General features: G+C 56.7%; 41 protein-coding genes. 40 read left to right on the forward strand and 1 reads right to left on the reverse strand.

Annotation, left to right across the window (positions count from 1 at the left end):
• Positions 1–448 precede the first annotated feature (448 nt).
• The 37 genes from MCJ35_RS28090 to MCJ35_RS28270 all read left to right on the forward strand — a co-directional run bounded on the left by MCJ35_RS28090 (position 449) and on the right by MCJ35_RS28270 (position 22,418).
• Positions 449–631, forward strand: coding sequence for a DUF6906 family protein (locus MCJ35_RS28090; RefSeq protein ID WP_002593000.1), 183 nt, complete (start codon positions 449–451; stop codon positions 629–631).
• A gap of 1 nt (position 632) precedes the next feature.
• Complete coding sequence (locus tag MCJ35_RS28095) at positions 633–836, forward strand: transcriptional regulator (RefSeq protein WP_002593001.1); 204 nt, start codon at positions 633–635, stop codon at positions 834–836.
• 128 nt (positions 837–964) lie between these two features.
• On the forward strand, positions 965–3,037 hold the full coding sequence (locus tag MCJ35_RS28100) for a Mu transposase C-terminal domain-containing protein (protein ID WP_002593002.1): 2,073 nt from the start codon (positions 965–967) through the stop codon (positions 3,035–3,037).
• 45 nt (positions 3,038–3,082) lie between these two features.
• Positions 3,083–4,132 (forward strand): AAA family ATPase, encoded by a 1,050-nt coding sequence (locus MCJ35_RS28105; protein WP_002593003.1) that lies wholly within the window; start codon positions 3,083–3,085, stop codon positions 4,130–4,132.
• Between the two features lie 14 nt (positions 4,133–4,146).
• Complete coding sequence (locus tag MCJ35_RS28110; RefSeq protein WP_002593004.1) at positions 4,147–4,428, forward strand: hypothetical protein; 282 nt, start codon at positions 4,147–4,149, stop codon at positions 4,426–4,428.
• On the forward strand, positions 4,412–4,843 hold the full coding sequence (locus MCJ35_RS28115) for a regulatory protein GemA (RefSeq protein ID WP_002572745.1): 432 nt from the start codon (positions 4,412–4,414) through the stop codon (positions 4,841–4,843). The genes MCJ35_RS28110 and MCJ35_RS28115 overlap by 17 nt, the downstream gene beginning before the upstream one ends.
• Positions 4,840–5,115, forward strand: a complete 276-nt coding sequence (locus MCJ35_RS28120; protein ID WP_002593005.1) for a hypothetical protein — start codon at positions 4,840–4,842, stop codon at positions 5,113–5,115. Before MCJ35_RS28115 ends, MCJ35_RS28120 begins: the two co-directional genes overlap by 4 nt.
• Positions 5,115–5,321: a hypothetical protein gene (locus MCJ35_RS28125; protein ID WP_002593006.1), complete on the forward strand. Its 207-nt coding sequence runs from the start codon at positions 5,115–5,117 to the stop codon at positions 5,319–5,321. Before MCJ35_RS28120 ends, MCJ35_RS28125 begins: the two co-directional genes overlap by 1 nt.
• A gap of 17 nt (positions 5,322–5,338) precedes the next feature.
• Entirely contained in the window at positions 5,339–5,725 is a 387-nt protein-coding gene (locus MCJ35_RS28130; RefSeq protein WP_002593007.1) for a VVA0879 family protein, read from the forward strand.
• A 2-nt stretch (positions 5,726–5,727) separates the two neighbouring features.
• The gene (locus tag MCJ35_RS28135; protein ID WP_002572741.1) at positions 5,728–6,000 is read left to right on the forward strand and encodes a DUF6809 family protein; all 273 of its coding nucleotides are present in this window, start codon (positions 5,728–5,730) and stop codon (positions 5,998–6,000) included.
• A 35-nt stretch (positions 6,001–6,035) separates the two neighbouring features.
• Positions 6,036–6,341 carry a hypothetical protein gene (locus MCJ35_RS28140; RefSeq protein ID WP_002593008.1) on the forward strand — a complete coding sequence of 102 codons (306 nt, stop codon included), beginning with the start codon at positions 6,036–6,038 and terminating at the stop codon, positions 6,339–6,341.
• A gap of 145 nt (positions 6,342–6,486) precedes the next feature.
• On the forward strand, positions 6,487–6,717 hold the full coding sequence (locus tag MCJ35_RS28145; RefSeq protein WP_002593009.1) for a hypothetical protein: 231 nt from the start codon (positions 6,487–6,489) through the stop codon (positions 6,715–6,717).
• Positions 6,695–7,003, forward strand: a complete 309-nt coding sequence (locus tag MCJ35_RS28150; RefSeq protein WP_002593010.1) for a hypothetical protein — start codon at positions 6,695–6,697, stop codon at positions 7,001–7,003. The genes MCJ35_RS28145 and MCJ35_RS28150 overlap by 23 nt, the downstream gene beginning before the upstream one ends.
• 14 nt (positions 7,004–7,017) lie before the next feature.
• Positions 7,018–7,611 carry a hypothetical protein gene (locus tag MCJ35_RS28155; RefSeq protein ID WP_002593011.1) on the forward strand — a complete coding sequence of 198 codons (594 nt, stop codon included), beginning with the start codon at positions 7,018–7,020 and terminating at the stop codon, positions 7,609–7,611.
• A 10-nt stretch (positions 7,612–7,621) separates the two neighbouring features.
• Positions 7,622–7,882 (forward strand): hypothetical protein, encoded by a 261-nt coding sequence (locus MCJ35_RS28160; protein WP_002593012.1) that lies wholly within the window; start codon positions 7,622–7,624, stop codon positions 7,880–7,882.
• A 13-nt stretch (positions 7,883–7,895) separates the two neighbouring features.
• Positions 7,896–8,159, forward strand: coding sequence for an AbrB/MazE/SpoVT family DNA-binding domain-containing protein (locus MCJ35_RS28165; protein ID WP_002593013.1), 264 nt, complete (start codon positions 7,896–7,898; stop codon positions 8,157–8,159).
• A complete protein-coding gene (locus MCJ35_RS28170) occupies positions 8,156–8,860 on the forward strand; it encodes a hypothetical protein (protein WP_002593014.1) in 705 nt (234 codons plus the stop codon). The genes MCJ35_RS28165 and MCJ35_RS28170 overlap by 4 nt, the downstream gene beginning before the upstream one ends.
• The gene (locus MCJ35_RS28175; protein WP_002593015.1) at positions 8,860–9,714 is read left to right on the forward strand and encodes an N-acetylmuramoyl-L-alanine amidase family protein; all 855 of its coding nucleotides are present in this window, start codon (positions 8,860–8,862) and stop codon (positions 9,712–9,714) included. Before MCJ35_RS28170 ends, MCJ35_RS28175 begins: the two co-directional genes overlap by 1 nt.
• A 15-nt stretch (positions 9,715–9,729) precedes the next feature.
• A complete protein-coding gene (locus MCJ35_RS28180) occupies positions 9,730–10,074 on the forward strand; it encodes a Mor transcription activator family protein (RefSeq protein ID WP_002593016.1) in 345 nt (114 codons plus the stop codon).
• A gap of 120 nt (positions 10,075–10,194) precedes the next feature.
• The gene (locus MCJ35_RS28185; RefSeq protein ID WP_002593017.1) at positions 10,195–10,542 is read left to right on the forward strand and encodes a hypothetical protein; all 348 of its coding nucleotides are present in this window, start codon (positions 10,195–10,197) and stop codon (positions 10,540–10,542) included.
• On the forward strand, positions 10,539–10,892 hold the full coding sequence (locus tag MCJ35_RS28190; protein WP_002593018.1) for a hypothetical protein: 354 nt from the start codon (positions 10,539–10,541) through the stop codon (positions 10,890–10,892). The genes MCJ35_RS28185 and MCJ35_RS28190 overlap by 4 nt, the downstream gene beginning before the upstream one ends.
• Positions 10,885–11,199, forward strand: coding sequence for a hypothetical protein (locus MCJ35_RS28195; RefSeq protein WP_002593019.1), 315 nt, complete (start codon positions 10,885–10,887; stop codon positions 11,197–11,199). Before MCJ35_RS28190 ends, MCJ35_RS28195 begins: the two co-directional genes overlap by 8 nt.
• Positions 11,199–11,759 carry a phage protein Gp27 family protein gene (locus MCJ35_RS28200; RefSeq protein WP_002593020.1) on the forward strand — a complete coding sequence of 187 codons (561 nt, stop codon included), beginning with the start codon at positions 11,199–11,201 and terminating at the stop codon, positions 11,757–11,759. Before MCJ35_RS28195 ends, MCJ35_RS28200 begins: the two co-directional genes overlap by 1 nt.
• On the forward strand, positions 11,752–13,515 hold the full coding sequence (gene terL, locus MCJ35_RS28205) for a phage terminase large subunit (protein WP_002593021.1): 1,764 nt from the start codon (positions 11,752–11,754) through the stop codon (positions 13,513–13,515). The genes MCJ35_RS28200 and terL overlap by 8 nt, the downstream gene beginning before the upstream one ends.
• Positions 13,515–15,089 (forward strand): DUF935 domain-containing protein, encoded by a 1,575-nt coding sequence (locus MCJ35_RS28210; protein ID WP_002593022.1) that lies wholly within the window; start codon positions 13,515–13,517, stop codon positions 15,087–15,089. The genes terL and MCJ35_RS28210 overlap by 1 nt, the downstream gene beginning before the upstream one ends.
• Positions 15,052–15,864 (forward strand): phage head morphogenesis protein, encoded by an 813-nt coding sequence (locus tag MCJ35_RS28215; RefSeq protein WP_002593023.1) that lies wholly within the window; start codon positions 15,052–15,054, stop codon positions 15,862–15,864. The genes MCJ35_RS28210 and MCJ35_RS28215 overlap by 38 nt, the downstream gene beginning before the upstream one ends.
• Positions 15,865–15,924: 60 nt before the next feature.
• On the forward strand, positions 15,925–16,980 hold the full coding sequence (locus MCJ35_RS28220) for a phage protease (RefSeq protein WP_002593024.1): 1,056 nt from the start codon (positions 15,925–15,927) through the stop codon (positions 16,978–16,980).
• The gene (locus MCJ35_RS28225) at positions 16,961–17,380 is read left to right on the forward strand and encodes a hypothetical protein (protein ID WP_002593025.1); all 420 of its coding nucleotides are present in this window, start codon (positions 16,961–16,963) and stop codon (positions 17,378–17,380) included. Before MCJ35_RS28220 ends, MCJ35_RS28225 begins: the two co-directional genes overlap by 20 nt.
• A 29-nt stretch (positions 17,381–17,409) precedes the next feature.
• Positions 17,410–18,297: a Mu-like prophage major head subunit gpT family protein gene (locus tag MCJ35_RS28230; protein ID WP_002572721.1), complete on the forward strand. Its 888-nt coding sequence runs from the start codon at positions 17,410–17,412 to the stop codon at positions 18,295–18,297.
• Positions 18,298–18,317: 20 nt separating this feature from the next.
• Entirely contained in the window at positions 18,318–18,773 is a 456-nt protein-coding gene (locus MCJ35_RS28235) for a gp436 family protein (protein WP_002593026.1), read from the forward strand.
• Position 18,774: 1 nt separating this feature from the next.
• Positions 18,775–19,263, forward strand: a complete 489-nt coding sequence (locus tag MCJ35_RS28240; RefSeq protein WP_002593027.1) for a phage virion morphogenesis protein — start codon at positions 18,775–18,777, stop codon at positions 19,261–19,263.
• The gene (locus tag MCJ35_RS28245) at positions 19,263–19,742 is read left to right on the forward strand and encodes a hypothetical protein (protein WP_002593028.1); all 480 of its coding nucleotides are present in this window, start codon (positions 19,263–19,265) and stop codon (positions 19,740–19,742) included. Before MCJ35_RS28240 ends, MCJ35_RS28245 begins: the two co-directional genes overlap by 1 nt.
• Positions 19,743–19,763: 21 nt before the next feature.
• On the forward strand, positions 19,764–19,997 hold the full coding sequence (locus MCJ35_RS28250) for a hypothetical protein (RefSeq protein WP_002593029.1): 234 nt from the start codon (positions 19,764–19,766) through the stop codon (positions 19,995–19,997).
• The gene (locus tag MCJ35_RS28255; protein ID WP_002593030.1) at positions 19,994–21,403 is read left to right on the forward strand and encodes a DUF2586 domain-containing protein; all 1,410 of its coding nucleotides are present in this window, start codon (positions 19,994–19,996) and stop codon (positions 21,401–21,403) included. Before MCJ35_RS28250 ends, MCJ35_RS28255 begins: the two co-directional genes overlap by 4 nt.
• Positions 21,404–21,416: 13 nt before the next feature.
• The gene (locus MCJ35_RS28260; protein WP_002584815.1) at positions 21,417–21,845 is read left to right on the forward strand and encodes a hypothetical protein; all 429 of its coding nucleotides are present in this window, start codon (positions 21,417–21,419) and stop codon (positions 21,843–21,845) included.
• A 22-nt stretch (positions 21,846–21,867) separates the two neighbouring features.
• The gene (locus tag MCJ35_RS28265) at positions 21,868–22,200 is read left to right on the forward strand and encodes a DUF6848 family protein (RefSeq protein WP_002593031.1); all 333 of its coding nucleotides are present in this window, start codon (positions 21,868–21,870) and stop codon (positions 22,198–22,200) included.
• 32 nt (positions 22,201–22,232) lie between these two features.
• A complete protein-coding gene (locus tag MCJ35_RS28270; protein WP_002593032.1) occupies positions 22,233–22,418 on the forward strand; it encodes a hypothetical protein in 186 nt (61 codons plus the stop codon).
• Positions 22,419–22,429: 11 nt separating this feature from the next.
• On the opposite strand, the gene MCJ35_RS28275 is transcribed toward MCJ35_RS28270, so the two are convergent.
• Entirely contained in the window at positions 22,430–22,666 is a 237-nt protein-coding gene (locus MCJ35_RS28275; RefSeq protein WP_002572712.1) for a hypothetical protein, read from the reverse strand.
• A 79-nt stretch (positions 22,667–22,745) separates the two neighbouring features.
• Between MCJ35_RS28275 and MCJ35_RS28280 the strand changes: the two genes are divergently transcribed.
• Genes MCJ35_RS28280 through MCJ35_RS28290 form a run of 3 tightly spaced genes read left to right on the forward strand, consistent with a single transcriptional unit; the run spans position 22,746 to position 26,553 of the window.
• Positions 22,746–25,205, forward strand: a complete 2,460-nt coding sequence (locus MCJ35_RS28280; RefSeq protein WP_002593033.1) for a phage tail tape measure protein — start codon at positions 22,746–22,748, stop codon at positions 25,203–25,205.
• Between the two features lie 23 nt (positions 25,206–25,228).
• Positions 25,229–25,801 (forward strand): hypothetical protein, encoded by a 573-nt coding sequence (locus tag MCJ35_RS28285; RefSeq protein WP_002593034.1) that lies wholly within the window; start codon positions 25,229–25,231, stop codon positions 25,799–25,801.
• Positions 25,802–25,809: 8 nt separating this feature from the next.
• The gene (locus tag MCJ35_RS28290) at positions 25,810–26,553 is read left to right on the forward strand and encodes a hypothetical protein (protein WP_002593035.1); all 744 of its coding nucleotides are present in this window, start codon (positions 25,810–25,812) and stop codon (positions 26,551–26,553) included.
• Positions 26,554–26,556 lie beyond the last annotated feature (3 nt).

The raw sequence follows: 26,556 nt of genomic DNA on the forward strand, positions 1-26,556 counted from the left end.
CGCGTTCTGAAGCTCTGAAAGAGCATCGTTATATGCGCGAATTGCACTTATCATATTCTGAGCCTCGTAGGACAGTTCATTTGCACATCTAGGACACTTAAAATCATGAACAGCGCTGTATAGTGCATGAGTATTGTCCATGTCAATGCTAAATGTTACAGAGGTTTTGCATTCTGGACAAGTGATAGTAAAATTCCTAACAAAATCAGAAAACATAAGACCCCTCCTTGGGTTTGTACTCGGCCATGATATAGCCTGTATATATAGTATAAAGTAACAGGAAAATAAAAGCAATAAGAAGCATGGGTGAACCGGATTGAAAAGGGGATGGGAAAAAAACATATGGGCTTTTACACAAAAAGATTATCACTTGTTGATATGATGATGATTCAGGTGATGGTGAGCCTGCTAAGAATGTTCTTTTAGAAAAGAGGAGGTGATAATTCTCATGAAAAATGGCAAGAAGCCAACCTTAAGCCAGAAAAAGGAGATGAAACTTCATGGTCTGCAGCCAGAGAACTGGCTGGTGGTAAAGGACACCAGGGAGTTTTTGGAAGTGGTAAGCAGAATGGAACTTAAGCGGATTGGAACAGACAGGAAACGGACCAGAAGATTATACAGGAGTGAGTAAGATGGCAGATGTAAAGACAAGGGAGCTTGGAAAGATTGTCAAGAAGCGTCTGATTGAATTGGAGATGACCCAGGTCCAGCTGGCAAATATATTGGGTACAAGCCCTCAAGAACTGTGCCGGATGCTGAAAGGAAAGAGACCTGGGTATAAGTATCGGAAGCAAATGCTGAAAATTCTCAAAATAAATGAGAATGATGTGGCATAGGGGGCTGGATATGGACTTGCATAAAAGAAGAACGCCCTACTTCTGGGGGAAGGTCGGGCGTTCCGATAAATACTCATCTGCATTGTACTATACCAACAGCCAAATTGCAACAGAAAGGGGGAAATCTGATGGAAGAAATTTATATATCCATGAAAGATGCATCTAAATTGGAAGAAGCAGTGTATAAAACATTCTTAAAACAGGTTTCTCAAAGAGTAAAAAAAGAGGGGTTGGTTATCAGAACAGAGAAATCTGAAAAGGGAGGCCAAGAGCGAAAATACATCAAACTTACTGACCTAAGCCCCAAAGCCCAGAAGGCCTACCGGGCCATGAAGAAGATAGATACAGAAGAAGGAAGTGATATCGTGATGGAGAACCTGCCCCCAGAGGAGCCCTGGTACCTGGATACCGATGTGAACTGGTACATAGAGAACCACAGCCAGGCATATTACAAGGCGGTGGAGCTGTCCAGGCTCCTGCAGGACATCATCAACTATTCGGATGCAGACAAGACGGAGTACATCATCCGTAAGGCGGCGGAGCTGGGAATGAGCCAAAGGACTTTGTACCGCCACATGGACAAATACCTGGAGGCAGCAGGGTGGGCCTTAAAGATGCTGCGGGAGACCGGGGCCAACTACGATTATTACAAGGTCCTGTGCCTGTGCCGCAAGCCCAAGGATTCCAACACCTTCCCTACCTTTACACCGGAAGTGAAGCAGAAGATACACAACATCTGGTTTGACAAGGACTTTGCCCGGAATGAAGGAAAGCGCCAGATGCTGTATGACAAGCTGCTGGAAATCGGTACAGCCAATGGCTGGCCCATCCCATCTTACCAGAGTGTATGCCGTTACATCTCCCACCTGATGGCAGACGGGCAGCTGGAAAGCGCCCATTTCCTTGCAGCCAAAGGTGACAGGGCGTGGAAGAACAAGCGGATGGTGAAGGCCCTGCGCGATACCCGGTCCCTCCAGGTCATGGAGGTCCTTCTGGGGGATGAACATACCTTTGACTGCTGGGTCTCCTATCAGCTGCCTAATGGGAAGGTGACGGCCATCAAGCCTAAGCTGGTGGCCTGGATTGACGCCAGGAGCCGCATGGTGCTGGGGGATATCATCTGCCGGGATGCCAATGCCCAGATACTGAAGCAATCCCTGATTAAGGTATTGTACGGAACCCCGGGAGGGATGCCGAAATACCTGAACATTGACAACGGAAAGGACTATACCTCCAGGGAGCTGACCGGCGTCAAACGCTATCCCACCCGGGAAGAAACAGAACGGTATGCCGGATTTGAGGAGGTAAAAGCGGGATTCTATCACACCATTGGGATAGAGGATTTCCACCGGAGCCGTCCTTATGAGCCATGGAGCAAATCCGAAATAGAGCGTCTGTTTAAGACGGTATGCGATGGATTCTCCCGGTGGTTTAAGAGTTACACGGGTACACTGACAGGAAGCAGGACCAGTGCCAAGATTGACAAGGACATCAAGCGTATGCTTGAACAGGGGAAGCTGCTGACCATGGAGGAGTTTTATGAGAAGTGGAGCCACTACCTGCACAACGTGTATGCGGTGAAGGTCCACAGGGGCTTAAAAAACCAGGGAGAAACATACTGTACCCCGCAGGAACTGTTTGACAAAGGGGAACGGTATGAGAAGGCCCTGCCGCCAAAATCCTTTGCCCTGCTGCAGCTGATGAAGTCAGAACGGGCACGGGTATATAACGTGGGAATCCGGAAATTCGGCCAGGTCTATAACCATCCGGAGCTGATTTATTACATGGACAAGCCTGTGGACATCAAGTATGACCCGGAGGACGTGACCCGGCTGCTTGTGTTTGACGCCCAGGACGGCCATATGATTTGTGAGGCCGAGAGCCAGGAACTGTTAAAGATTGCCCACAAGGTCCCACAGGAGGCGCTGGAACGCCACATCCGGCTCCAGAAGCAGCAGATGAAGGATGTGCGTGAGAAGCTGAAGGAAATGAGATGCCCGCTGGATGAACGGATTGCCGGCGCGGCCCAAGCCAATACCATCGTGGGAAGCATGATGATAGAAGGGGCAGGGAACAGCCAGAAGGTCATCACGCTGCCGAAGGAGGAGAGCTACCGGGAACACAGGAAGGCGGCGCGGCAGTCGGAATATATCGCCAGACAGGGCCGTGAGGCGCTGGAGAAGCTGCGCAACATGGGTTAAGTCCCAACACATAAACCAATCAAACGGAAAGGAAGGGTATCGTAAATGAAAAGTCTGGCAGAACGTGTGTGCCTCAGATTAAGAATCATAAACATGAACAAGACGGAGCTGGCCTGGCAGTTTGATAAGGAGGGGATGAGGTGTTCCCGCTCCATGCTGAGCCAGTACTTAAACGGGAAGTATCCCAGCAACCCGGCAAAGTTGGAGGAACGTCTGGAGAGGTGGCTGGAAGAGACAGAAGAGCAGGAAGCGGCTTTCCGGAAGGAGAAACCACAGGTGGCAGATAAGTATGCCCAGCAGATTGCGCGTGAGTTTGCCTCCCAGAAAGAACCGGAGGAAGCGGGAGAGCAGGAGCCGCTGCTGGAAGAGGAAGTGCCGCCCCGGATGGGAAGCAAGCCGGATGTGTTTGAATCCGATGATTACATCAACATAGTAGGCATCTGCAACCTGTGCCAGCAACAGCAGGGAAGCGCCATCGTGGTGGGGCGGTCCGGCTACGGTAAGACCTACAGCCTGAAGCAGTACGCCAGGCTGCCCCGTGTCATCTACATCGAGTGCAACGAGTCCATGAGCTGCCGGGACCTGGTAAGGCGGATAGAGAAGCAGCTGTGCCTGCCAAAGCGCTACGGTACGAATGACGAACGTCTGGAGGAAATCTGTGAGTTCTTCAACGTGAACCGGGGGTATCTGATGATAGTGGACGAGGCGGACAAGCTCATCAACAAGTACACCATCAAGAAGATTGAGCTCCTGCGCACCATCATGGATTCGGCCGCGGTAGGGATGGTACTGGCGGGGGAGCTGTCCCTGGAGGCCCACCTGGCTGCGTATGATGAACGGTTTGCCAACCGTATGGATTTTGCGTACCGGCTCCATGGCCTGGGAAAAACCGAGGTAGAGCGCTACCTGGAGGACTGGAGCGTGGAGGAGAGGGCCATGGAGGTGCTGACCAGCCGGGCCAGGAACAGCAAGAACGGCTGTTTCCGGCTGTTTGACCGGACCATGAACAACGTCATCCGTCTGATGCGGGAACGGGAACAGACGACCATCACGGAAACAATCATCAACGAGGCATCCGCCATGATGCTGCTGTAGGGAGGGAATGGACGATGAAACGTAAGATACTGACCATCACATACACATGCCCGGAGGACAAGGTGAACCTGGGGGAGGCGGACATCATGGGATATATCCTCCAGCAACTTGGGGAGCTGGGGGCCTATGATATCAACCTGAAGGCCAGTTCCGCGGAGGTGCGGGAACCGGCTGCGCCAAAGGTCAGGGAGACGGGACCCCAAATCCCTGTGTTCCTACAGGAACGCAGGAGCCGGCTCAGGAGGGAAGTGCCCTGCCTGCCAGGAGGAGGGAAAGCCTATGGGAACGGGATATAGGTATACCATCAAGACCCTTTGGGGGTTAGCCAAGTCAAAGGAGCTGGGGCTGACCGAGGAGGAGCTGCACCTACTGGTGGCCCGGGAGACCGGGAAGGACAGCATCCGTGAACTGAACCGGTCGGAGCTGTCCCATGTCTGCCATATCCTGCAGAAACAGAAGGACGATATCAAGCGGCAGGAAGGGAGGCTGCCGGAACGCAGGGGGAACCCGCAGACCGGCCGGCAGCGCCGTAAGATAGGCCAGCTGAAGGAGAAGCTGGGCTGGGAGGAGCGGCAGGTCCGTGCCCTGTGCCACCGGATGTACCGAGTGGATGCAGTGGAATGGCTGACCTATTACCAGTGCCAGGGACTGATTGAGGCCATGAAGGCCATCCTGGAGCGGAAGCCTGAAAAGGAGGATGGCCGGGGATGAAGGATAAGGAAGGTAAGGGGACGTTTGGGTCTGCTATGGCTGGGCTCCTATGTGCGCAGTTGGAAGCCACGGCCATCTACCTGGGGCATCCAGCTACACAGCAACAGAAATCTGATTGGATGGAGCTGGATACAGGAGCCCTTCTGCGCGAGAGCCAGCTTGCCAGGGAGGCGGTCCAGCTGAAGCAGACCCTGGAGCTGGGGGAGCATGTGCGCCGGGAAATAGAGAAGGAGCAGATGAAGAAGGATATGCCGGAAGGGATGCTGAGCTGATGGAAGGACTGATGCAGCTGTTTGACCGGAAATACCGGGAATACCAGGATTATCTGGATGAAAAGTCCTGGGCGGATGCGGCCCTTGCCCAGTCCTACCTCCTGGGGGTCCTGCATTGCATGTGGGCCTTATGGGACCGGAAGGCGGAGGACGCAAAGAAATACCATGATGAGATAGTGCGCCGGAGCCATAGGATAGAACCGTAAAAGAGAGGAGAGCGGAGATGAAACGGACAATTAAGTTACACACAGGAGCGGACATGACCGTTGAGGATGCCACGCATAAGATAATGACAATCCAGGAATGGAGGGAGGAAGGGACAAGACGTTTCGGCGGGGATTACATGGATTGGAAGTTTGAGTGCCCCATGTGCGGACATATTGCATCAATCAGGGATTTTAAAGAGGCCGGAGCCAAAGGACCAGACTGTGCCTGCCAGGAGTGCCTTGGAAGATATACGGGAAAGGGGGCCCCGAAGGCGGGAGATGCGTCTGGCTGCAACTGGGCGGCTTATGGACTCTTTGGTATCCCGGATGGGAAGGGGATTATTGTCCTGGATGAGGAAGGAATCGGGACGGAGTGTTTTGCATTTGCAGGACAGGAGGTGTAGTCATGCCAGGGAAACATACGAAGCTCTTTAAACGCATATTCCATGGTGACTTCCGTCCGGCTGACGGAATGGACTATTCCCGCGCATATAAACGCTGGATGAAGGAGAACTATGAAGCCCACCAGAGATTCCGGAAAACATTAAAAAAAGGCCAGCTGGAGGCGTTTGACGAATTAGAGGAAATGGATATTGAGCTATCAGGAAGGGCCCAGGAAGAGAACTACATAGCCGGGATGAAGGCAGGCATCCAGCTCATGGTGGAAGCGCTCCGGTAGATGAGGCCTGGTTTTGAGGGGAAGGGGGGACCGGTATGGCAGGGCGACCAACCTATTTCAGGCTGTATGACCATGGCAGGTACATAGGGCAGTACAGAAACTTTGAGCTTATGGAGCTGCTGGATATCCGTCACCATCAGCTGATTACCTATTATAGTGATACCGGCAGGGAGTATAAGGCGCGTTATCTGATTGAACGGATAGAGGAACCCATGCGTGGAAGTTGGGCAGCGGAGTGGGACCATGCCAGACTGAAGGTCCTGTGGGATGGTATCAGGCTGAAGGTCCTGAGGCCGGTACGGAAGAGGAAAGGCCAGGAGCCGGGGTGGTTATGGAGGTGAAATCATGGCAATGTTTGAGTATACGACCAAGGTCGAAATCCTGAAGGTGTTAATTGAAATCCTGAAGGAGTTAAGGGCCATTAGGAAGGCTATGGAAACTGAGAAAAAGTAACATTTCCGGGATACCGGAAGGAAGGAGAAACAGATGGGAACACTACTGGATGCAATCTCAAAAGAGGACCGGGTGGAGGTCACCTTTTCCGATTTCTACCGGCTCATACGGGAAAGCACATCCGCGGAACTGATGAAAAATGCCGTGGACTGCAACGTGCCGCACCGCTACATAAGGGAGATGGTAACGGGAGTGCCGGAGGAGACCGGCATGGAACCGGATGGTGAAGGGGGGAAGGAACATGTGGATACTGACACAGAATAAGGAGCGGCTGCTGACCACGGAATCCATGGATGAGATACGCATTGCAGCCCCGGGTACCGGCCGGCCGGATTACGTGCTCCTGCTTAACCGGAAGACGGACCGGAAGGAGCTTGCGTTAGGGTTTTACCGCCGGAAGGAGCAGGCAAAGGAGGTGCTCCAGGCCATCCTGAAGGAACAGTCAAATTACATCTCCTGCACGGGAGGGACGGACCTGGTTACCGGACGTCATCAGCCGGCCTTTGTGGCCATCCCACCCAAGACCTATGTCATGCCGGAGGATGAATAAGGAGGGACGAAGGGATGGAGACAGGAAAGGAAACATCCATGTATACCGTGAGCAACCACGCAAAGGAACGTTATGCCGAGCGGTGCAAGGACCGGGACAGCCGGCTGGAGATAACCGCCTATGTGGCAGAGCACAGCCAACGGATAGAGGAAGAAATCAACCGGATGCTGCGTTACGGGAAACGGGTCTATACGGGCCGGACGGAGGGCGGGAAGGACCGGGTACCCAAGGAGGTATATGTGAACGGCCTGTGGATACTGCTGGCCAATGCCGAGAACCACAACGTCATCACCCTGTACCGGGTGGACCTTGGCTGCGGGCCGGACCTGGACAAGCTGTATGTGGAACGGATGGTCCAGCGCCTGGAGGAAGCCCAGGGACGCCTGGAGGAGACAAGGCGTAAAACGGAGGAGCAGAACCGTGCCTACCAGGCCATCCTGCAGGAGGGGGAAGGACAGATACAGGAATACCAGGAGCGCATCCGTCTGCTGAAGGAGATGTGTGAAGGGTACCAGGCAGTCATGCGCAGCAGCCGGGCCGGCTTGGCCCGGGCCGCGGACGAGGTGGAGGCCATCGTCAACACGCTGATAGGAAAAAAGAAGTTTTAAGGGAGGGCCTATGGAACCAACACAAGCCCGGATAGAGCTGGTCCGGGAGGACGGGACCATCCGGATGGGCGGGACGGATGTGAGCATGGAGGACATGGCCCGGATGCTGGGGGTGTTCGCCGCCATCGTGGCAGCGGAGGCAGTAAAACGCGGAATGGGCGTGGAGGAAGTCAAGGACGCCATGCTGGACATCTTCCTGGCGGCCACGGCCCGCCTGGATGAGGAGCATGCCCAGGACATCCGGGAGGGACATACCTGGGATATGGGATAAGAAGGAGGAAGCAATGGAATACAAGCGCATTACAAGCAAGGGCGGGGTCAACATCCCCGTGAAACTCAGGCGGTCCATGGGGATGGAACCCAGGGACGCCATTGAGCTGGAGGTCAATGACAGGAACGAGCTGGTCATCCGGGCCTACCAGGCCCGCTGCATCTACTGCGGCAGCGGGGAAATCCATCTTAAGAAAAATGGCAAAGGGGTCTGCCGTGCCTGCGCAGACCAGCTGGTGGATGAATACGTGAAGCAGAAACGGAAGGAGCTTACATGATGGATTTGGGACTGGTAAATGATAAGGAGCTGGTGGACCTGGCCGTGGCGGCCATGAAGGTGGCCGAGGATGCCAGGTCCGCCCTGGAGAAATACAAGGCGGAAATCCAGAACCGGGGACTGTCGGTCTTAAAGGACCGGAATAACCAGTACTGCCGCATGTACGGGACGGACGGCAGCTATGTGGCCGTGTCGGAGCCGAAGGAGATAGACATCCTCAACATGCCCCGGTTAAAACAGGCCATCGGTGAGGATGTGTGCACAGGGCTGGTGACGGAGACCACGAAGACCACCTATACCCTGGACAGGAAGCTGCAGAAGGCCCTGAAGGCCATTGCCGCCAACGATTATACCTTTGAGTACACATTAGAGGATTACCTGAAGGAGATGAGCGTACCGGTGAGCGAGGGCCAGAGGGAGGTGCTGGCCCGGAGGCTGAAGGGGGACTACAAGGAGGATAAGAAGACACTGCTGTCCGTCCTGGGATATCTGGGCAAGGGGACCACGGAGGAGGCCGCGGAGGCCGCCGCCCCCAACCTGGACATGGACCTGTACTACATATCAAAGATTAAAAACGCAGAACTGATACAGGCCATCCTTCCGGATGAGGGGATTGACTGGAGCATGGATGAAATCAAGCGGTCCCTGATTGTGACATCCAAGCTGAAGCTGGAAATTGCCTATGAAAGGGAGGACAAGTGATGAAAGCAGACGAAAAGAGACAGGCCGTGGCCAGGAAGTATGACGAGCTCATCGGAAGGAACCACTACAGCCAGCCGCTGCGGGACTACTGCTACCGGAAACACAGTGATGGGAACTATTACAGCGACTGCTCCAGCTCCATCTGTTATGCATACAAGGAAGCCGGATATGGTTTCGGCATCCTGAACACAGCCGGCATCTACCAGTCCGCGCGGCTGGTGACGGTGGACGTCCCCATCCGGGACGGCCAGGTGCGGGACATCGGCCTGCTGCGGGTAGGTGACATGCTGGAGTTTGCCGGGACGGACGAGAGCCGGCCGCAGACCATCGGCCATGTGGAGATGGTGCATACGCTGGACGGGGAGGATACCATCATCTGCGGGCACGGAAGCGGCCGCCCATCCTATAAGAACATGGTATCCTACTGTACCCAGCGCCAGAACACGAAGACATCCACCAAACGCGGGAACAAGGGACTGGTGTGCGTCCGGCGCTATCTGCTGGATGACGTGGTGCCGGAGGAGCCGGCCAGGAAATCCGGCTGGCAGGAAGAGGACGGCGTCTGGCGGTTTTACCTGGGGGATACAGGCCAATGTGTCCGTAACGCCTGGTATCTGGACGTGGATGGCCGCTGGTACTGGTTTGACGGGACCGGCCGCATGGTCAGGGACACCTGGTACCAGTACCAGGGAGACTGGTACTATCTGGGAAGTGATGGTGCCATGGTAAAGGGACAGCAGACCATAGATGGGAAATGGTACCTGATGGACGGGGCCGGCCGCATGGTCACGGAGCCGGTCATACTGACCCCGGATGCGGACGGCGCACTTAAGTGGGAAGGCCTGGCGGAATAAGAGGAGGGGATACGGATGCGCAGGGAGCTGATGGAGGAGCTGGAAGCGGATACCACCCTGGAGGATATCGCGGAGCCGTACCGCCTGGTGGTGGAAATGATAGGTTTAAAGAACGTGCTGAAGCTGTCCCGGTATTTCATGGGGGACAAGATATACCTGCCCAAGGCGGAGCGCATCCTGGCCCCGGCGCGGAACCGCCGGATACGGCGGGAATACAATGGTCGGAACGCCAAGGAACTGGCCAAGGAGTACGACCTGACCACCAACCAGATATTACAGATTGTACGGGACCTGGACCCGACACAAATCAGCCTGTTTGAGTTCCTGGACGGGGAATCCGGAGAGGCTGGAAAAAGATGAGTTGTCCAAAATGCTTGGGCTAACAATATGTTTCCAGATGGATTATCCTATGGACATGACGAAAGTCATGTCCTGTTTTTTTGTCCCAGGACAGACAGAACGAGCGAGGAGGAATGGGAAATGGAGAACGTATTACAGACCTTGGCGGGGCAGTATACCCAGCAGCTGGCCCTCATGATGGCGGCCATTGCGGTGGCGGCCTTTACGGTCAGCGTCATCACGGAGGTAACCAAGGAAATCGGCTTTTTGGGAAGGATACCCACGGCCGTGCAGGTGATTGTGCTGTCGGTCATCCTATGCCAGCTGGTTTACTGGTGGTATGTGACCGGCACGGAGGCCGCGGCCGCCTGGTGGGGACCGGTCCTGGCCCTGGTAGTGGCCTTTTATGTGGCCTTCCTGGCCATGTACGGCTGGGAGAAGCTGGCACAGCTGTGGGCAAGATACAGACATCCGGGAGGAAGCGCATGAACGATGCAGTCACAATCGGCATGGCAGCCACTGCGGTGGGGACGGTCCTCTGGTTCCTGGTAAAGATGATGATTGATGACTTCAAGCGGTCCGTAAGCGGTGTCGGGAGCAAGCTGGACAGCACCATTGCCAGGTTTGACGAGCGGGTCACCAAGCTGGAGGACAAGCAGGAGGCGGACATCAAGGCGGTACAGAAGGAGCTGAGCTCCATCAAGGGTGATTTTGCCACGACCTTCGTGCTGCGGGAGGATTTCTTCCGGAGCATGAACGGGGTGGAGGACAAGATGCGGTCCATGGACAGCAAGCTGGACCGGTTACTGGTAAGACAGGGAGGCAAAGCGGATGGATGATAGGGAGCTGGCTGAAATCCAGCACAACAAGGCAGTCAGGGGCTATATCATACGGTCCCTGGTAAAAGGATATAACAACACGGCGCTGACCAGGCAGCTGTCCAATTCCATGATAGCGGCGGGATTAATCGTATCCCCGGACATCACCAAATACCTGGATTACCTGAAGGACGCCGGATACATTGAGTTCACGAACCTGAAGGTGACCGCCTACAACGCATACGCCAAGGATGCCGTGATACGGCTGACCAAGGCCGGTGTGGACCTGGCGGAGGGCACCATAGAGGACGCGGGAGTGGATGTCTGATGGGAAGGACGAGGAAGAAGAACCGCATATCCTCCAAGATTGACGAACTGCCGTCTGAAATCAAAGGACAGGTAGACGTGATGCTGGCCGATACATCCAACAGCTACCAGGACGTCAGCGGCTGGCTGAAGGAAAAGGGCTATGAAATCAGCAGAAGCAGCGTGGGGCGGTATGCGGTCCGGAGCAACACGGCCGCCCAGCGCTTACTGGAGGCCCAGTCCCGGACCGAGGCCCTGGTAAACGTGGTCCGGAAGAACCCGGATGCGGATTATACCGAGGCGGGTCTGATGCTGATGATGGATGGCCTGATTAACCGCCTGGCAACGGCTGAGGATGAGTTTGACTACCTGCCGTTAGACAAGGCAGGCCGTCTGATTGCCTCCTTAAGCCGGACCAAGGCCTATAAGGATAAGGTCCGCCAGGATATGAAGGATAAGGCGGACCTGGCCTTTCAGGAAATGGAGGAGGAAATCATGAAGACCATCAAGTCAGACCCGGAGCTGAAGATGAGGCTGAAGGAAATCCTGACCCGTGCAAAGGAGCTGATGCTGCATGATTGATATCAACGAATACCTGGAGCGCCTGGAAGAGGAGGAAGGCCGGGAGGAGCAGGAACGGGAGGCCCATCAGCGGGAGCTGTTTGAGGCATATGTCCTGCGCCGGACGGACCATGAGCCGGAGCGCCGGGAGCTGATGCGGATGTACCGGGACGGGCATCCCCTGACGGGTCCAAGGGGGCTCAGGAAGCGCCTGGCCGCCATCGACCTGGGATACTTTGGCCGGGCCTACTTAAAACACTACTTTGTCCGCAAATCCCCGGCCTTCCATGAGGAGCTGGATGCAGTCTGGACCGGGGGCGTGCTGAAGGGGCGCAACCCATACCAGGAAGCGGCCGCCATCTCACGGCTGGACGGGAGCCGGAACGTGGTGGCAGCGCCGAGAGGCCATGCAAAGTCCACCAACTTTACATTTAAGGATTCCCTGCACGCGGCTTTATACCGGTACAAGCATTACATCATCATCCTGTCTGATTCGTCCGACCAGGCCGAAGGGTTCTTAACGGACATCAAGACAGAGCTGGAAGAAAACCGGGACATCCAGGAGGACTTCGGCCGGCAGCAGGGAAAGGTGTGGAAGGGGAATGTCATCCTGACGGCCCAGGACATCAAGATTGAGGCCATCGGCTCCGGAAAGAAGATACGGGGCCGCCGGCACCGGGCCTGGAGGCCGGACCTGATTGTCCTGGACGATGTGGAGAATGACGAGAACGTCAACACGGCGGAGCAGCGCCGGAAGCTGGAATCCTGGTTCAAGAAGGCGGTATCCAAAGCCGGGGATACCTATACGGATATCATGTACATCGGTACGGTGCTCCATTACGATTCCCTGCTCAGCGGAGTATTGAAGAATCCGGAGTATGATTCCCGAACCTATCAGGCCGTGCTGTCCTTTGCAAAGCGGGAGGAACTGTGGGAGCGCTGGATAGAGATTTATACCAACCTGTTTGACGATAAGCACAAGGAACACGCCCGGGAATTTTACGAGGCAAACGAGGCGGAAATGCTGATAGGAACCCAGGTCCTGTGGCCGGAGAAGATGGATTATTACAAACTGATGGTCATCCGCATTTCAGACGGAGAGGCGGCCTTTAACAGCGAATTGCAGAACAATCCCATCGACCCGGATAATGCGGCCTTCAACCCGGAGTGGTTTGATTACTACGAGGAGGAGCTGGTGGACTTTACGGACAGCCGATACCTCTTTGTCGGGTCCAATGACCCGTCCCTGGGGAAGAACAAAAAGGCGGACACGTCCTCCATCATCAACCTGGCCCTGGACCAGTACACCGGATACATGTATGTGGAGGCGGCCAGCGTGGAACGCAGGAAGCCGGATGTCATCATCCAGGACGTGTTTGAGATGTCAAGGCGCCTGAAGCGCGATTACCATAAGGGGTTCTTCCGGTTCGGGGTGGAGACGGTGCAGTTCCAGTACTTCTTCAAGGAAGTCATGGCGCAGCTGTCGGCAGAACTGGGGGAGTACATCCCCATCGAGGAAATCCAGTCCACTGCCAACAAGATGCTGCGCATCCAGTCCCTGCAGCCCTACATTAAAAACGGGTATATCAAGTTTAACCGGAAGCATAAGACGCTGCTTAAGCAGCTGGAGGAGTTCCCGATGGGCAGGAATGATGATGCCCCGGACGGCCTTCAGATGGCCGTGGCCCTGGCGGTGGCGGTGAAGTCCATGGCGAAGAAGACAGACTATAAGTCCGTGTTAAGGCGGGCCATGCGGTTTGGGGAGGGGGCATACTGATGGCAAAGAAGAATAAGAAGGGATTACCACCGGAAATGGCAAAAGGCGGGGGGCCCATCATGGCAGCGGTTGCCATCCGGGATGTGAACGATAAATTCAGCAGCTACCCGTCTGACGGCCTGACACCGGTAAAGCTGGCCCGGATATTCAAGGAGGCGGACGCCGGGGACCCCTTCCGGCAGATGGAGCTGTTCGAGGAGATGGAAAGCAAGGACACCCATCTGTTCTCCCAGCTGCAGACCCGCAAGCTTGCGGTGACGGGCCTGGACTGGGAGGTGCAGCCCTTTTCGCAGGACGGAACAGACCAGGAGATAGCGGCTTTCGTGGAGGAACAGCTGAAGGAGCTGGACGGGTTCAGCGACAACCTCATGGACATCCTGGATGCCATCGGAAAGGGCATCAGTTTCCAGGAAATCGAGTGGGAATACCGGGACGGCCATGTGGTGGTGGGGAACATTGAGTACGTCCACCAGAAAAAGTTTTATTATGATACCCTGACCGATGCGCTCATGCTCCGGACGGAGGCGTTCCCGGGAGGGATACCCCTTCCGGAAAACAAGTTCATCGTCCACCGTTACAAGGCGCGTTCGGGCCACCCTTCCCGGTATGGCGTCCTGCGGGTGGTGGCCTGGATGTACCTGTTTAAAAACTATGACCTGAAGGACTGGGTCAGTTTCTGCGAGGTCTACGGGATGCCCCTGCGGCTGGGGACCTATGACGCAACGGCCAGTGAAAAGGATAAGGCAGCCCTGATGGATGCCATCGTAAGGATGGGGACGGATGCCGCGGGTATCGTGCCGTCCGGGACTGACATCAAGTTTATTGAATCCAACAAGCAGTCCAGCGTGGATATCTATGAAAGGCTGGCCCGGTTCTGTGATGAACAGATGAGCAAGGCCATCGTGGGGCAGACCCTGACATCGGATTCCGGCGGTTCCTACGCCCAGTCCAAGACCCATAACGATGTGAGGAAGGACCTGACGGAGGCGGACTGCAAGGCGGTGATGGAGACGGTGCGCCGGGACCTCATCCGGCCGCTGGTGGAGTTCAACTTCGGCATCCGGGCCCATGTACCGTACTTCGTCCTGAACGCCACCGATACGGATGACCTGAAGGAAACCGCGGAAATCGTGAACACCCTGGCGGCCACCGGTCTGGAAATCCCTAAGAGCTGGCTGTACAAGAAGTTCAATATCCCGGCCCCGGAAAAGGGGGAGGAAACCATTGGGAAGGCCCCGGCAGCTCCCGGGATGCAGGGGATGGGGCAGCCTGGCACCGGCATGTTCCAGGGCCTCAGACTGAAGGCCGATGGAAAGGAAGCAGACGGCCAGCGGGTGCTGGACCGCCTGGAGGAGGCGGCCGTGAAGCAGTCCAGTGCCTTTTTCCGGCAGATGATGTCACCGGTCCTGGAGCTAGTGGAGCACTGCGACAGCCTGGAAGGCCTGCAGGAGCAGCTGAAGGACGAGGAGGCCCTGCGGCAGTTATACAATGCCATGAAGGTGAAGGATTTTGACCAGCTGGTGGAGCAGGTCATGTATGTATCAAACATGTTGGGGCGGATGCAGGATGGATGAGCAGATATTAAAGGAACTGAAGGAAGGGACGGAGCCGGAGGTGTTCGGTGAAGCTTTAGCGTTCCTGGAACAGAAGGGGGTCATCCGGTATGAGGACTTCAGGAAACTGAAGGAATGGTACCGCCCCCTGGCATTTTCGGTTGCCGGTTATACGGAGCTTGAGGTCCTGAACCAGTTCCTGGAGGAACTGAAAAGGGCCATAGAGGAAGGGACCACGAAGGCACGATTCCAGGAAAACATGGACCGTTTCCTGGAGGAGAGGGGCTATGACGGCCTGACGCCTTATCATGCGGACCGTATCTTCCGTCAGAACATGCTTACAGCCTACAGCGTAGGCCATTACCAGCAGATGACGGACCCGGATGTGATGGGACAGCGGAGGTACTGGCAGTACCAGACGGCCGGGGACAGGCATGTGAGGGAAAGCCACGCGGCCATGGACGGCCGGGTATTCCCAGCGGATTCCCCGGTGTGGGATATCTGGTATCCGCCCAACGGATTCGGCTGCCGGTGTATGGTTGTCTCCAGGACGGAGGAGCAGGTAAGGCGTATGGGGCTTACCGTAGAGCAGGCCCTGCCGGATACGTCCAATATGGCCACAGGAGAGACGGAGGCGCTGCTGCCGGACCCGAAGTTCCGGACGAACCCGGCGAAGGCGGAGTGGAGGCCGGACCTGGCTGCGTTCCCACCGGTCTTAAGGAAGCTGTACCAGGAACAGCAGAAGGCGCGTAAGGCCAATCCGGACCGTCCGGCGGGGAATTCCAGCCCCGGATAAATTTAACGCGTCAAAACGCGTCAATGGCGCGTTAAAACGCAAAACAGAAAGGCGCATGGGATGAAGAAGACAGAATTAACGGTCCGGCCCCTGTCGGGAATCGACCTGAGCGGGGTGCCGGAGGTCATCCGGGTGCTGCCCAAAGGGCATGTGAGCAGCACAAAGGGAGACTTTGAGGTGGATGACCGGGATATTGCCGGAATCATCCAGCAGTTCAAGGCACGCCGGCTGGACCTGGTGATTGATTATGAGCACCAGACCCTGAGTGACGTGCAGGCCCCGGCGGCCGGCTGGATAAAGGACCTGTATCCGGGTGAGGATGCCCTGATGGCCCGGGTGGAGTGGACCAAAAAGGGGCGGGAGTATATCGCCAACAAGGAATACCGCTACCTGTCCCCGGTGGTACTGGTTAAAAAGGCAGACCAGCACGCGGCGGTGTTCCACAGCGCGGCGCTGACCAATACCCCGGCCATCACCGGTATGTTTGCAATCATAAATTCCGATGCATTGAGCATTGAGGAAGAGGAGGAACCAAGAATGGAATTAAGTGCACTGATTGAACTTCTGGGGCTGGAGGAAGGGGCGGCAGAAGAGGACGTCCTGAAGCGGATTAAGGAGCTTACACAGCAGGCAGCGGAGGAAGGACAGGGGGGCCAGGAAGGAAAGGAGGGCCCGGCAAAGGAAGGGACACAGCTGGTAGCCAACAAGACCGTGCTGGACCTGTTAGGCCTTCCGGAAGATGCAAGGACAGAGGATGTGACGGCAAGAATCATGGCATTCAAGGCCGGTGACTCTGTCCTGCAGCGGCGGGTGGCGGAGCTTGAAAAGCAGGCGGCCAGCCAGAAAGCGGAGGAACTGGTGGGCCTGGCCATGAAGGATGGGAAGCTGTCCCCGGCCCAGAAGGAATGGGCGGTTGCGTACGCCCTGTCCGACCCCAAGGGCTTTGCCAAATTTGTGGAGAAGGCCCCGGTGGTGGTCCCCATGGGAAAGACCGCCTTTGCGGCGGATGAATGGAAACAGGACGGGGTTGACTGGAAGATTTTAAAGAACCAGGGCGTGACCGAGGAGGATTTAAAGAAGTATGGAGGTATGGAAGATGATACGGACGGGGAATGAGAAGTTAGACCCTAATACGCTGGTGCTGCCGGTGGCAGCCGGCGCGGCCATCACGGAGGCCACCATGGTGGCCCTTGGGACGGACGGATATGCGGTGCCGGCCTCGAAGGCGGCCAACCTCACGGTGGCCGGGGTGGCCCTGGAGCCGGCGGATAACCGGAACGGGGAGGACGGGGACATCCGGGTGAAGGTGCGCCGCGGGGCATTCGTGATGGAGAATTCCGCCACCCCGGGGAGCCAGGCAAAGGCAACGGATATCTTAAGGACCTGCTATCTGGAGGATGCGGTCACCATCAGCATGGCCTCCACGGGAAGCAGCCCGGCCGGAACGGTGCTGGCGGTAGAAGCGGACGGGGTGACGGTGTGGTTCAACCAGCCGGTCATGCCGGCCGCGGAGTAAGCAAGCATAAGAATGAGGAGGAAACAGCCATGATTATTAACCAGGCGAACATCCGGAGCATGTCCATCGGATACAGCGTGATTTTCAACAAGGCCCTGGCGGAAACGCCAACGACCTACCAGCAGATAGCAACCACAGTACCCAGCACCACCCGGGACCAGTCCTATAACTGGCTGGGGCAGATGCCGCAGATGCGGGAATGGATTGGGGACCGTGAAATCCAGAACCTGAGTGCCTATGATTATGTCATCAAGAACAAGAAGTTTGAGATGACCATTGCGGTCCCGCGGGATGACATTGAGGATGATACCTACGGCGTATACAACCCAATGTTCCAGAATCTTGGCGAGTGTGCAGCACGTCATCCCAATGAACAGTGCTACGGTGCACTCATGGCCGGGTTTAAAAACGCGTGTTATGATGGTAAGCCCTTTTTCAGTGCGGACCACCCGGTAGAAAAGAAAAAGGTATCCAACCTGGGCACCAAGAAGTTATCCATGGAGGCCTACAAGGCGGGACGTACCGCCATCATGAGCCTGGTGGGAGACAAGGGCAAGAGCCTGGGCCTGGTGCCGGACCTGTTAGTGGTATCCCCGGCCAATGAGGAGATGGGACGGCAGATACTGGAGGCGGAGTTCATAAACGGCAGCTCCAACGTGTACAAGGGGACAGCAAAACTCCTGGTGGAACCGGAACTGGCGGCCCAGGAGGACGCATGGTATCTCCTGTGTACCAGGAGGTCCCTGAAACCTATCATCTACCAGGAACGCAAGAAGATAAAGCTGGTCAGCAAGACGGCGGATAATGATGACAATGTATTCATGCGGGACGAATTCCTGTACGGCGCGGACGGCCGCAATAACGTAGGCTACGGTTTCTGGCAGATGGCTTATGGCAGCACCGGGGAATCAAGCTAAGGGAAGGGAAGGAGACAGACATGGCATACTGTGAAGCGGGGGACGTCATGGACATGCTGAAGGAGGATGCCATGAACCCTATTATCGGTGACCGGTACATTGAGGACCCCCAAAAACGCCGGGAGATGCTGGAGCCCCTGGCCCGTGAGGCCATCGGGGATGCGGATGCGGAGATAGACGGGTACCTGATGAAGCGGTACCCGGTCCCCATGTCCCCCGTGCCGGCGGTCATCCGGAAGTACTCAAAGGACATCGCGGTCTATAACCTGATTTCACGGGCGGGAATCGATGAAGGGGAACGGGAGAACAACTACCTGACGCGGTATAAGAACGCCATCGCGTTCTTAACAAAGGTGGCAAAAGGTGAGACCGACATCGTGAAGGAAGGCACGGACCCGTCAAAAGCAGCAGCGGAGGGATTCCGGATATCATCCAGCCCAAGGCTGTTTTCCAGGGCAACCATGAGGGGGCTTTAAGATGCGGATGACCACAACCCTGTCCGGGGATTTCCCGGAGCTCCAGAAAAAGCTGGCGGGCCTGTCGGGCATAAACCGGTCCGCACTGATGAAGGACGTGGCGGAGGGGCTGTGGTCCACCACCATGGACCGGTTCCGGAGCAGGAAAAGCCCGGAGGGGAAGCCCTGGCCTGTCTCCCTGCGGGAACAGGAGGGACAGGGCATCACGCTGACCCAGACCACCCGCCTGAAGCAGTCCATCCGGGCCATCGCGGATTCCACCGGAGCGGCGGTGGGGACCAATACCATTTACGCGGCCACGCACCAGTACGGGGATGAGAGGACCATCCGGGCCAAGAAGGCAAAGTACCTGAGGTTCCGGTACAAGGGTGTGTGGGTCACGGCAAAGAGGGTGACCATCCATATCCCTGCAAGGCCATTTTTAGGGATTTCAGATGAGGACCTGCAGGAAATCCGAAGCGAAGTGGAATACGCAGTCAGGAGGGCCTGATGAGACGGGAAAAGGAATACCTGAAGGAATGCCTTGAAAAGGCAGGAATCAAAAATGAAGTGATTACCACCTGGAAACGGCTGCAGCTGAAGACGGACAGCCATGTGGGAGCGGTGCTGCGGGAAGGCCAGACCATCACGCGAGACGGCTCAAAACGCAACTATGAAGACCAAAACGGGGTTCGGTGCGTGCGGACCAGGGTCTATGCCGTGGACACCCGCTTCAAGGTGGTCATCGGGGAATATTCGGAGGAGGCCTGTGAGGCCATCTTCCTGGCGTTCTTAGAAGCGCTGGGACAAGGAATCCGTCTGGATGGAAACTATGTGGACATTGAACTGGGAGAGGTGGAGTGGGTCGATAAGGAGGACAGCATCCTGAAGGCCAACATCGCATGCCAGATACCGGTCACCTTCCACGGGGGCATTTACCGGGATGACAAAAAGAAAGCGGCATCGGTCGGAGGAATCCGGCCGGCCTGAGAAAGGGAAAGGAAAAAGGCAATGGCAAAGGAAGAAAAGGGGACGGGCGCGGAGACCGCAGCAGAACCGGCTGTGCCTGTCCATGAGACCATAGAACACTGGTACAACGTGCACGGCACGGGTCCGGCCGTCTACGCCGGCACCCTGTGCCTGAAGGGCTGGAGGCCCGGGAAACAGGTGACGGAGCAGGAATACCTGGAAGCCATCACTGCATTTAAGGAGGGACCCATGGCCGGAACGGGAGGAACAAGATGAGCTTGAGGGACGTGACATTTGTTGTGGAGGACGGGAGCCTGGGCAATTCCGGAAGCACCGGGACCGGGGTCCACGTAAAGATTGGGGCTTCCCCGGTGGAGACAACGGTCCCCATCCTGATTACAGGGAGCATGAAACCGGAGCAGATGAAGGAAAAGCTGGGGCTCAGCCCCCTGGCGGACGCCTGCATTGACAGCGTTGAGAACGGGGCATCCCGGATTTACTGCGTGCCGGTCCGTCCGGAGACCGCAGGTACCAACGGGGAGGTTGCCCACAGCGGGACGGGGGGAGGGACCGTAAGCGTAAGCGGGACACCGAACAACGCATATGATATCATCCTGAAGATAACGGAGGACGGACCGCCCAATACGGCAGCCTTCTGCTGCTCCGTCAATGGCGGATACAGCTACGAAGCGGAGGAGACCATCCCGCTCAGCGGGAAGAAGGAGCTTGCCGGTACCGGAATCACCCTTACATTTGCGGAAGAATTCAAGGCAGGGGATACCTACCGGTTTTCAACCACGGCCCCGGCCGTGAGCAACAGCGCGGTCCTAAAGGCGGTGGAAAGCCTGTATAACAGTGACCTGGACTTTGAGTTCATCCATGTGGCCGGGACATCCGCGAAAGCACTCTGGGCCTCCCTGGCTGCCAGTGCGGAACTGTTCCTGTCCCTGTACAGACGCCCTGTGTTCTTCCTGTGTGAGGCACGTAATAAAGGGGCGGAGGAAAGCCTGGATGAATATACCGCCGCGCTGAAGGCGGAGGCCAAGGGGATAGACAGCTATTACGTCCAGGTGTGCAGCGCCTGGTCCCAGTACACACGCTGGGACGGCCGGGAGCAGTGCATCAACAACGCCGGGATTGTGGCGGGGCTGTACGGGATAGCCGGCGTGGCCCAGTCCATAGGCCGCGTGGATACCTTTTCCATCTCGGAGGCCAAGATGACCCGGCTCATGCCGGAGGGCATTGAGGACCATATCAGCGAGCTGGATGACGCCGGCTACCTGACCTGGCGTAAGTACTACGGCATTGACGGATGCTATGTAAACAACGCGCGTGTGCTGTGCCGCGAGGGCAGCGATTACCGGTATGCGGAGCATGTGCGCGTACTGAACAAGATGATACGGGAAATCTACAAGCGGGCTGTCAACATGGTGCAGATGGATATCAGCGCCTCCGATGACATGGAGACGGATATCAACAACATCCTGGAGACCCTGAACATCCCCCTGGAAGACATGGCGGAGGCCGGGGAACTGTCAAGCGGTTCCGTGTCCATTGAGGACCTGGAGCATGTGAACATCCTGCAGGATGAGCGCCTGGACCTGGTGATATCCTTTGTGCCGAGGGGGTATGTCCGGGAATTCCGGTTCAGCCTGGCCATGGAGAACCCATACAGGAATTAGGAGGGACTGGGAAATGGTCAACGGAAAGGTATACAGCTGGGAGGACATCACCATCAATGTCCCGGGGCTGGAGGAAATCGCCATCACGGAGATATCCTATGACTTTGAGCAGGAAGCGGAGCTCATTTACCGCAGGGGAGGCGCACCATGCGGCTATGGGACCGGAAACAAGAAGAATACGGTGAAGGTGGTCATGGGGCGTGAGGATTACAACGTGCTGTTAGCCTGGTGCAAACGGAAGGGAAAGACCCTGTCCCGCCTGCTGCTTGACAAGATAACCGTATCCTATGCCAATGAGGACCAGGATACGGTGACGGATGTCTTAAACAAGGTCATCCTTAACAAGCACAGCTTTTCCGCAAAGCAGGGGGATAAGGAGAACACGGTATCACTGGACGGTTTTGCCTGCCGTGGCGGGAAGTTAAACGGCGTGAATTTCTAATTATAAGAAAGAGGAGAAAGAAATGGAAGCAAAGGAACTGAGAGAGCAGCTAAAGGGGACGGATGAGAAGTATTACGAGGTGACCGTCACCCTCCAGGTGGATGACGAGACGGAGGAGGACAAGACCTATTTCTTCCGTAAACCCAAAACCCCATCCTACGACCGGTACTTAAAGACGGTCCAGACCTCAAACAGCAAGGCCCTGACGGCATTCTGCCTGGATAACATCCATCCGGACCAGCGGGAGACGCTGGAGGCGGACTTTAAGGAGTACCCGGCCATGGCATTGTCGGTTGGGGAGAAGCTGCTGGCCATGCTTGGCCTGTCAAAGGCGACCGCAGTAAAAAAGTTATAGAGGATGCGCAGGGGGAACTGGAGGCGGACTTCGTGGGGACCAGCCGGCTGCTCATCCATATGTACCTGCCTTCCGGCATGATACCGGGAGAACTGGACGGGATGGACGCGGATGACTTCATCCGTCTGGCGGGCCTGGCCAGGTGCGCACGCCGCTGGCGGCAGGATGACCTGGAACAGGGATTCACCCGGGCACTGGGAAACCTGTTCCAGGAATAAAAAAGCCCCAGTCATAGAAAGACCGGGGGCTTGCCTGTCAGCCTGGAGCGGTAAAAACGCCATGCGTTGTGGAAATCCCGTCCCATGGAGAAGGGCCGCCTGTCCTTGGGGAGATGGGCACAGGCCCACCACAGATAGGGACCACAGAACAGGAGATATGCGGTGACAAGGACGGCCATGACCACAAGGTACAGTGACAGGCTGACGGCCAGTATGAGTGCCATTATGAGCCAGAGCCCATGGAACATACAAGCGCCTCCTTTCCAAACACATCTTTATACCATCATCATAACATAAGCGAGCCCGTGACACAAGGAGGAACGAACCATGGGGATGGAATCTGTTTATAAGCTGAGCGTGGTACTGAACATGGTGGACCAGCTGACCGCCCCCATGGGGAGGGCGTCCCAGAACCTGGGTTCCCGCCTGTCGGGCCTGCAGTCCGGTTTTGGGATGGCGGCCCTGGCCGGAGGTGGGATGACGGCGGCGGGCGTGGGAATCACAAACGGGATGATGAAGATTGCCGGTTCCACCTTCGAGACCCAGGATGCCCTGGCAGAGCTTAAGTCGCTGGGAATCACAGACCTGAAAGCGGTGGAGGATGCGGCCAGACAGTTTTCAGACACCTGGGCCGGGACCACAAAGGCTGATTTCATCACAGCCGCCTATGACATCAAATCGGGCATCGCGTCCCTGACGGACGAAGGGGTGGCGCAGTTCACGGAGCTGGCCGGCCTGACGGCCAAGGCCACCAAGTCCACGACCGGGGAGATGACCTCCCTGTTTGCGACCGGGTATGGCATTTATAAAGGGTATTACTCAGAACTGTCAGACCTGGAATTCGGGGAGATGTTTGCGGGCGGTATTGCGACCGCCGTCAAGGCGTATAAGACCAGCGGCTCGGAGATGGCCTCGGCCATCAGCGCCCTGGGAGGGACCGCCACATCGGCCAATGTGCCGTTGGAGGAGCAGCTGTCCGTGCTGGGCATGCTGCAGGCCACCATGTCGGGCAGCGAGGCAGCCACCAAATATAAGGCGTTATTAAATGCCGCCACCGGGGCGGGTGAGAAGCTGGGGCTCAACTTCCTGGACGCTGACAAGCAGCTCAGGAGCCTGCCGGAAATCCTGGGAATCCTGAAAAGCAAGTATGGGGATACCATTGATGCGGTGGAGAAGAAAAAGATAAAAGAGGCCTTCGGCTCGGACGAGGCGGTGGCCGTCATCGACCTCCTGTACGGGAAGACAGGCGAACTGCAGACGGGCATCCTGGATATGTATGATGCACTGGGAGGAGGAAGCAGCGCCGCCCAGGAGATGGCAACGGCCATCAACGCAACGGAATCCCAGAAGTATACGGTGTTAAAACAGCGGTTACACAACGTGACGGAGGAGCTGGGGGTGAACCTGCTGCCGACCGTGAATGACTGGATTGGGAAGGCAGGGCAGGCCGTGGGGAAGGCGTCCGAATGGATTGCGGAGAACCAGGGGCTTGCATCCGGCATCCTGAACGCGGTCCTGTTCCTCGGGATGTTCCTGACCGTGACGGGGAGCGTGACCTCCATCATCGGCATCTTCGGGACGGCGATAACACGGACCATCGGCATAGTGGGCGGCTTAAAAAGCGGCTTTGAGACCCTGCGGATTTACGGGATGTACGCCGCGGATGGAATCAAGGCCATGGGGGCCGGCCTGCTCAACATGGTCCGGCAGGGGATTGCTTCGGCAGCTGCGGCCCTTCCGGGCCTGATATCCAGTGTGTGGGGCTTCACAACAGCCCTGTTAGCCAATCCGGTGACCTGGATTGTCATCGGGATTGCGGCCCTGACGGCCGGGCTTATCCTGCTCTGGAAGAACTGGGATAAGGTATCCGCCTTCATCCAGAACGTCTGGAATGCCTGTGTGGAGAAAGTACGGGCGGGCCTGCAGGCCATGAAGGACTTCTTCTTCAACATTGGCGGCGCGATTGTCTCCACGGTATCAAATGTGTTCAACCGGGTCCGCGGGGCTGTCAGCAGCCGGATGGAGGCGGTCCGGAACGTGATGGGCAACGTGATGGGGGCTGCGGTCGGGACTGTCAGACAGAAGCTGGACAACATGAAAAATGCCTATGAACAGAATGGCGGGGGCATACGTGGGATTGCGGCTGCTGCGGTAGAGGGCGTCAAGGGCTACTATACGGCAGGTTTTGATTTCCTGAATACATTGACGGGAGGAAAGCTGAACGGCATCAAGGAGCTATGGAGCCAGGGCCTGGCAAAGGTCCGTGGTGTGGTGGACGGGGCAGTAGGTCTGTTCAAACAGTCCGGCACCAAGATAATGGAGACCTTTACCGAAGGAATCCGTTCCGCCGTGAACAAGCCGGTGGAGGCGGTGAAGGGGGCCCTGTCCAGAATCCGGCAGATGCTGCCCTTTTCCGATGCGAAGGAGGGACCCCTGTCCCAGCTTACCCTGTCCGGCCGGCGTGTGTTTGAGACCATCCATACCGGCATGAGCCAGACGGCCTCCCTGCCGGCGGATACGGCGAGGGACGCATTCCAGGCACTGAGTGATGAAAACCAGGAAGGAGGCGCGGCTTTTGCCAGGCTGTTGACCGGAGGGAAGGAAGAAAGGAAACCGTCCGGCCAGGGAAACATATGGAGCCAGAGGCAGCAGGGAGGCGGGACCGTCATCCAACGCCTGGAGCTGCATGTGTCCCTGGAACGGCTGAAGGACCTGCCGCTCTTATTCAAGCTGATTGACGACATCAAGGAAAAGACCAACGGGAACGTATCGGTCACGCCTGCATAGAAAGCGGCTGGGAGGAAGGAAGAATGCTGTACATAAAGGATACATCCATGCTGGTGGCGGGGGTGGCCGTCCCGGGCCTCGTAAAGAAGCTGGAGATAACCGGGGCCGCCGTGATTGACGCGGTGACGGATGACAATAACGTGACCCTGGGCTACCAGCCCAATGGGTACGAACCGCTGAAGATGAATGTGGACCTGCTGCTGGAACCCAGTGCCGGGGAAAGCGTTGAGGGCATGGTGCAGACCATCCAGCTGCTGTTCAAGCCGCCGGGGCAGACGGCTGCCATACCGCTGCCGGTGGTGAACAGCCAGGCCGCAGCCTGCGGTCTGAACCTGGTGTATTTTAAAGGAATCGACCTGTCCAAGAAGACGGAAAACAGTTATGGGGAGGCAGCGCTGGAATTCTGGGAGTGCCTGCCGGTCACCGTGCAGACCAAGGCGGCGGGAAGCGGGAAAAACGCATCCTCCGGCAGCAAGGCAGGGACGTCACAGGCCCAGGGAATCAGTACCGGCTACCAGGAATACCTGAACACACAGAGAGGCCAGGCCCCCAGGATTAAGGATAAGACATCGGAGAGCCCGGCCCGGGATACATAGGAGGTAGCATGGCAGAACGGAAACTGATTACGCCACGGTTCCGGATAACCGTTGGGGACCAGGTATTCACGCAGGGAATCCGTGTGGAATGCCATTCCAGCCGGAGGGAGCAGTGCAGCTGGGCCACCTTGGAATATGACCCCGGTTATGCCGGGCTCCTGGACCTTGCATCCATGGCCCCGGCCCAGGTGGAACTGGGCTATGACGGGGATTATGACACGCTCTTAACCGGATACATGGCGGACGGCCAGGCATTGGGGCCTTACCGGATACTGGACGATACACTGTTCCTGAAACGGACCTACGTAAAGGAGACCTTCCTGGACTGCTGTCCGCAGGATATCATCCGGTTCGGCCTTGGAAGGGCCGGGATTGCGGATTACCGCCTGTCCGATACCATGTACCCCAAAAAGGATGTGGTCCCGGTCCCGCGCATGAATGTGGCGGAGCTTATCCAGGAGGTGGGCCGGGTCTGGGGTCTGGAGGCATCCTTTTATTTCCGGTCCGGCCGGTTTTTCTGGGGGACCGGGGAAGAGCAGACGCTTATCTATGTACTGGAGGAAGGGAAGAACATCCTTTCCTTCAACCAATGGAACGGCGGTAACGAAATCAAGACCATCGGGGTCCCGTGGATTCACCAGGGAGAGCGTATCCGGATAAGACACCGGAAGTTTGACGGGGAGGCCCTTGTGACCTCGGTCCGGGTGAAGGCGGATGAAACGGGAAGCGTGAGGATGTATGTATCATTTTAGCTG

Origin of the sequence: Enterocloster sp. OA13 (assembly GCF_022440595.1) — a bacterium.
GTDB classification, from domain to species: domain Bacteria; phylum Bacillota; class Clostridia; order Lachnospirales; family Lachnospiraceae; genus Enterocloster; species Enterocloster hominis.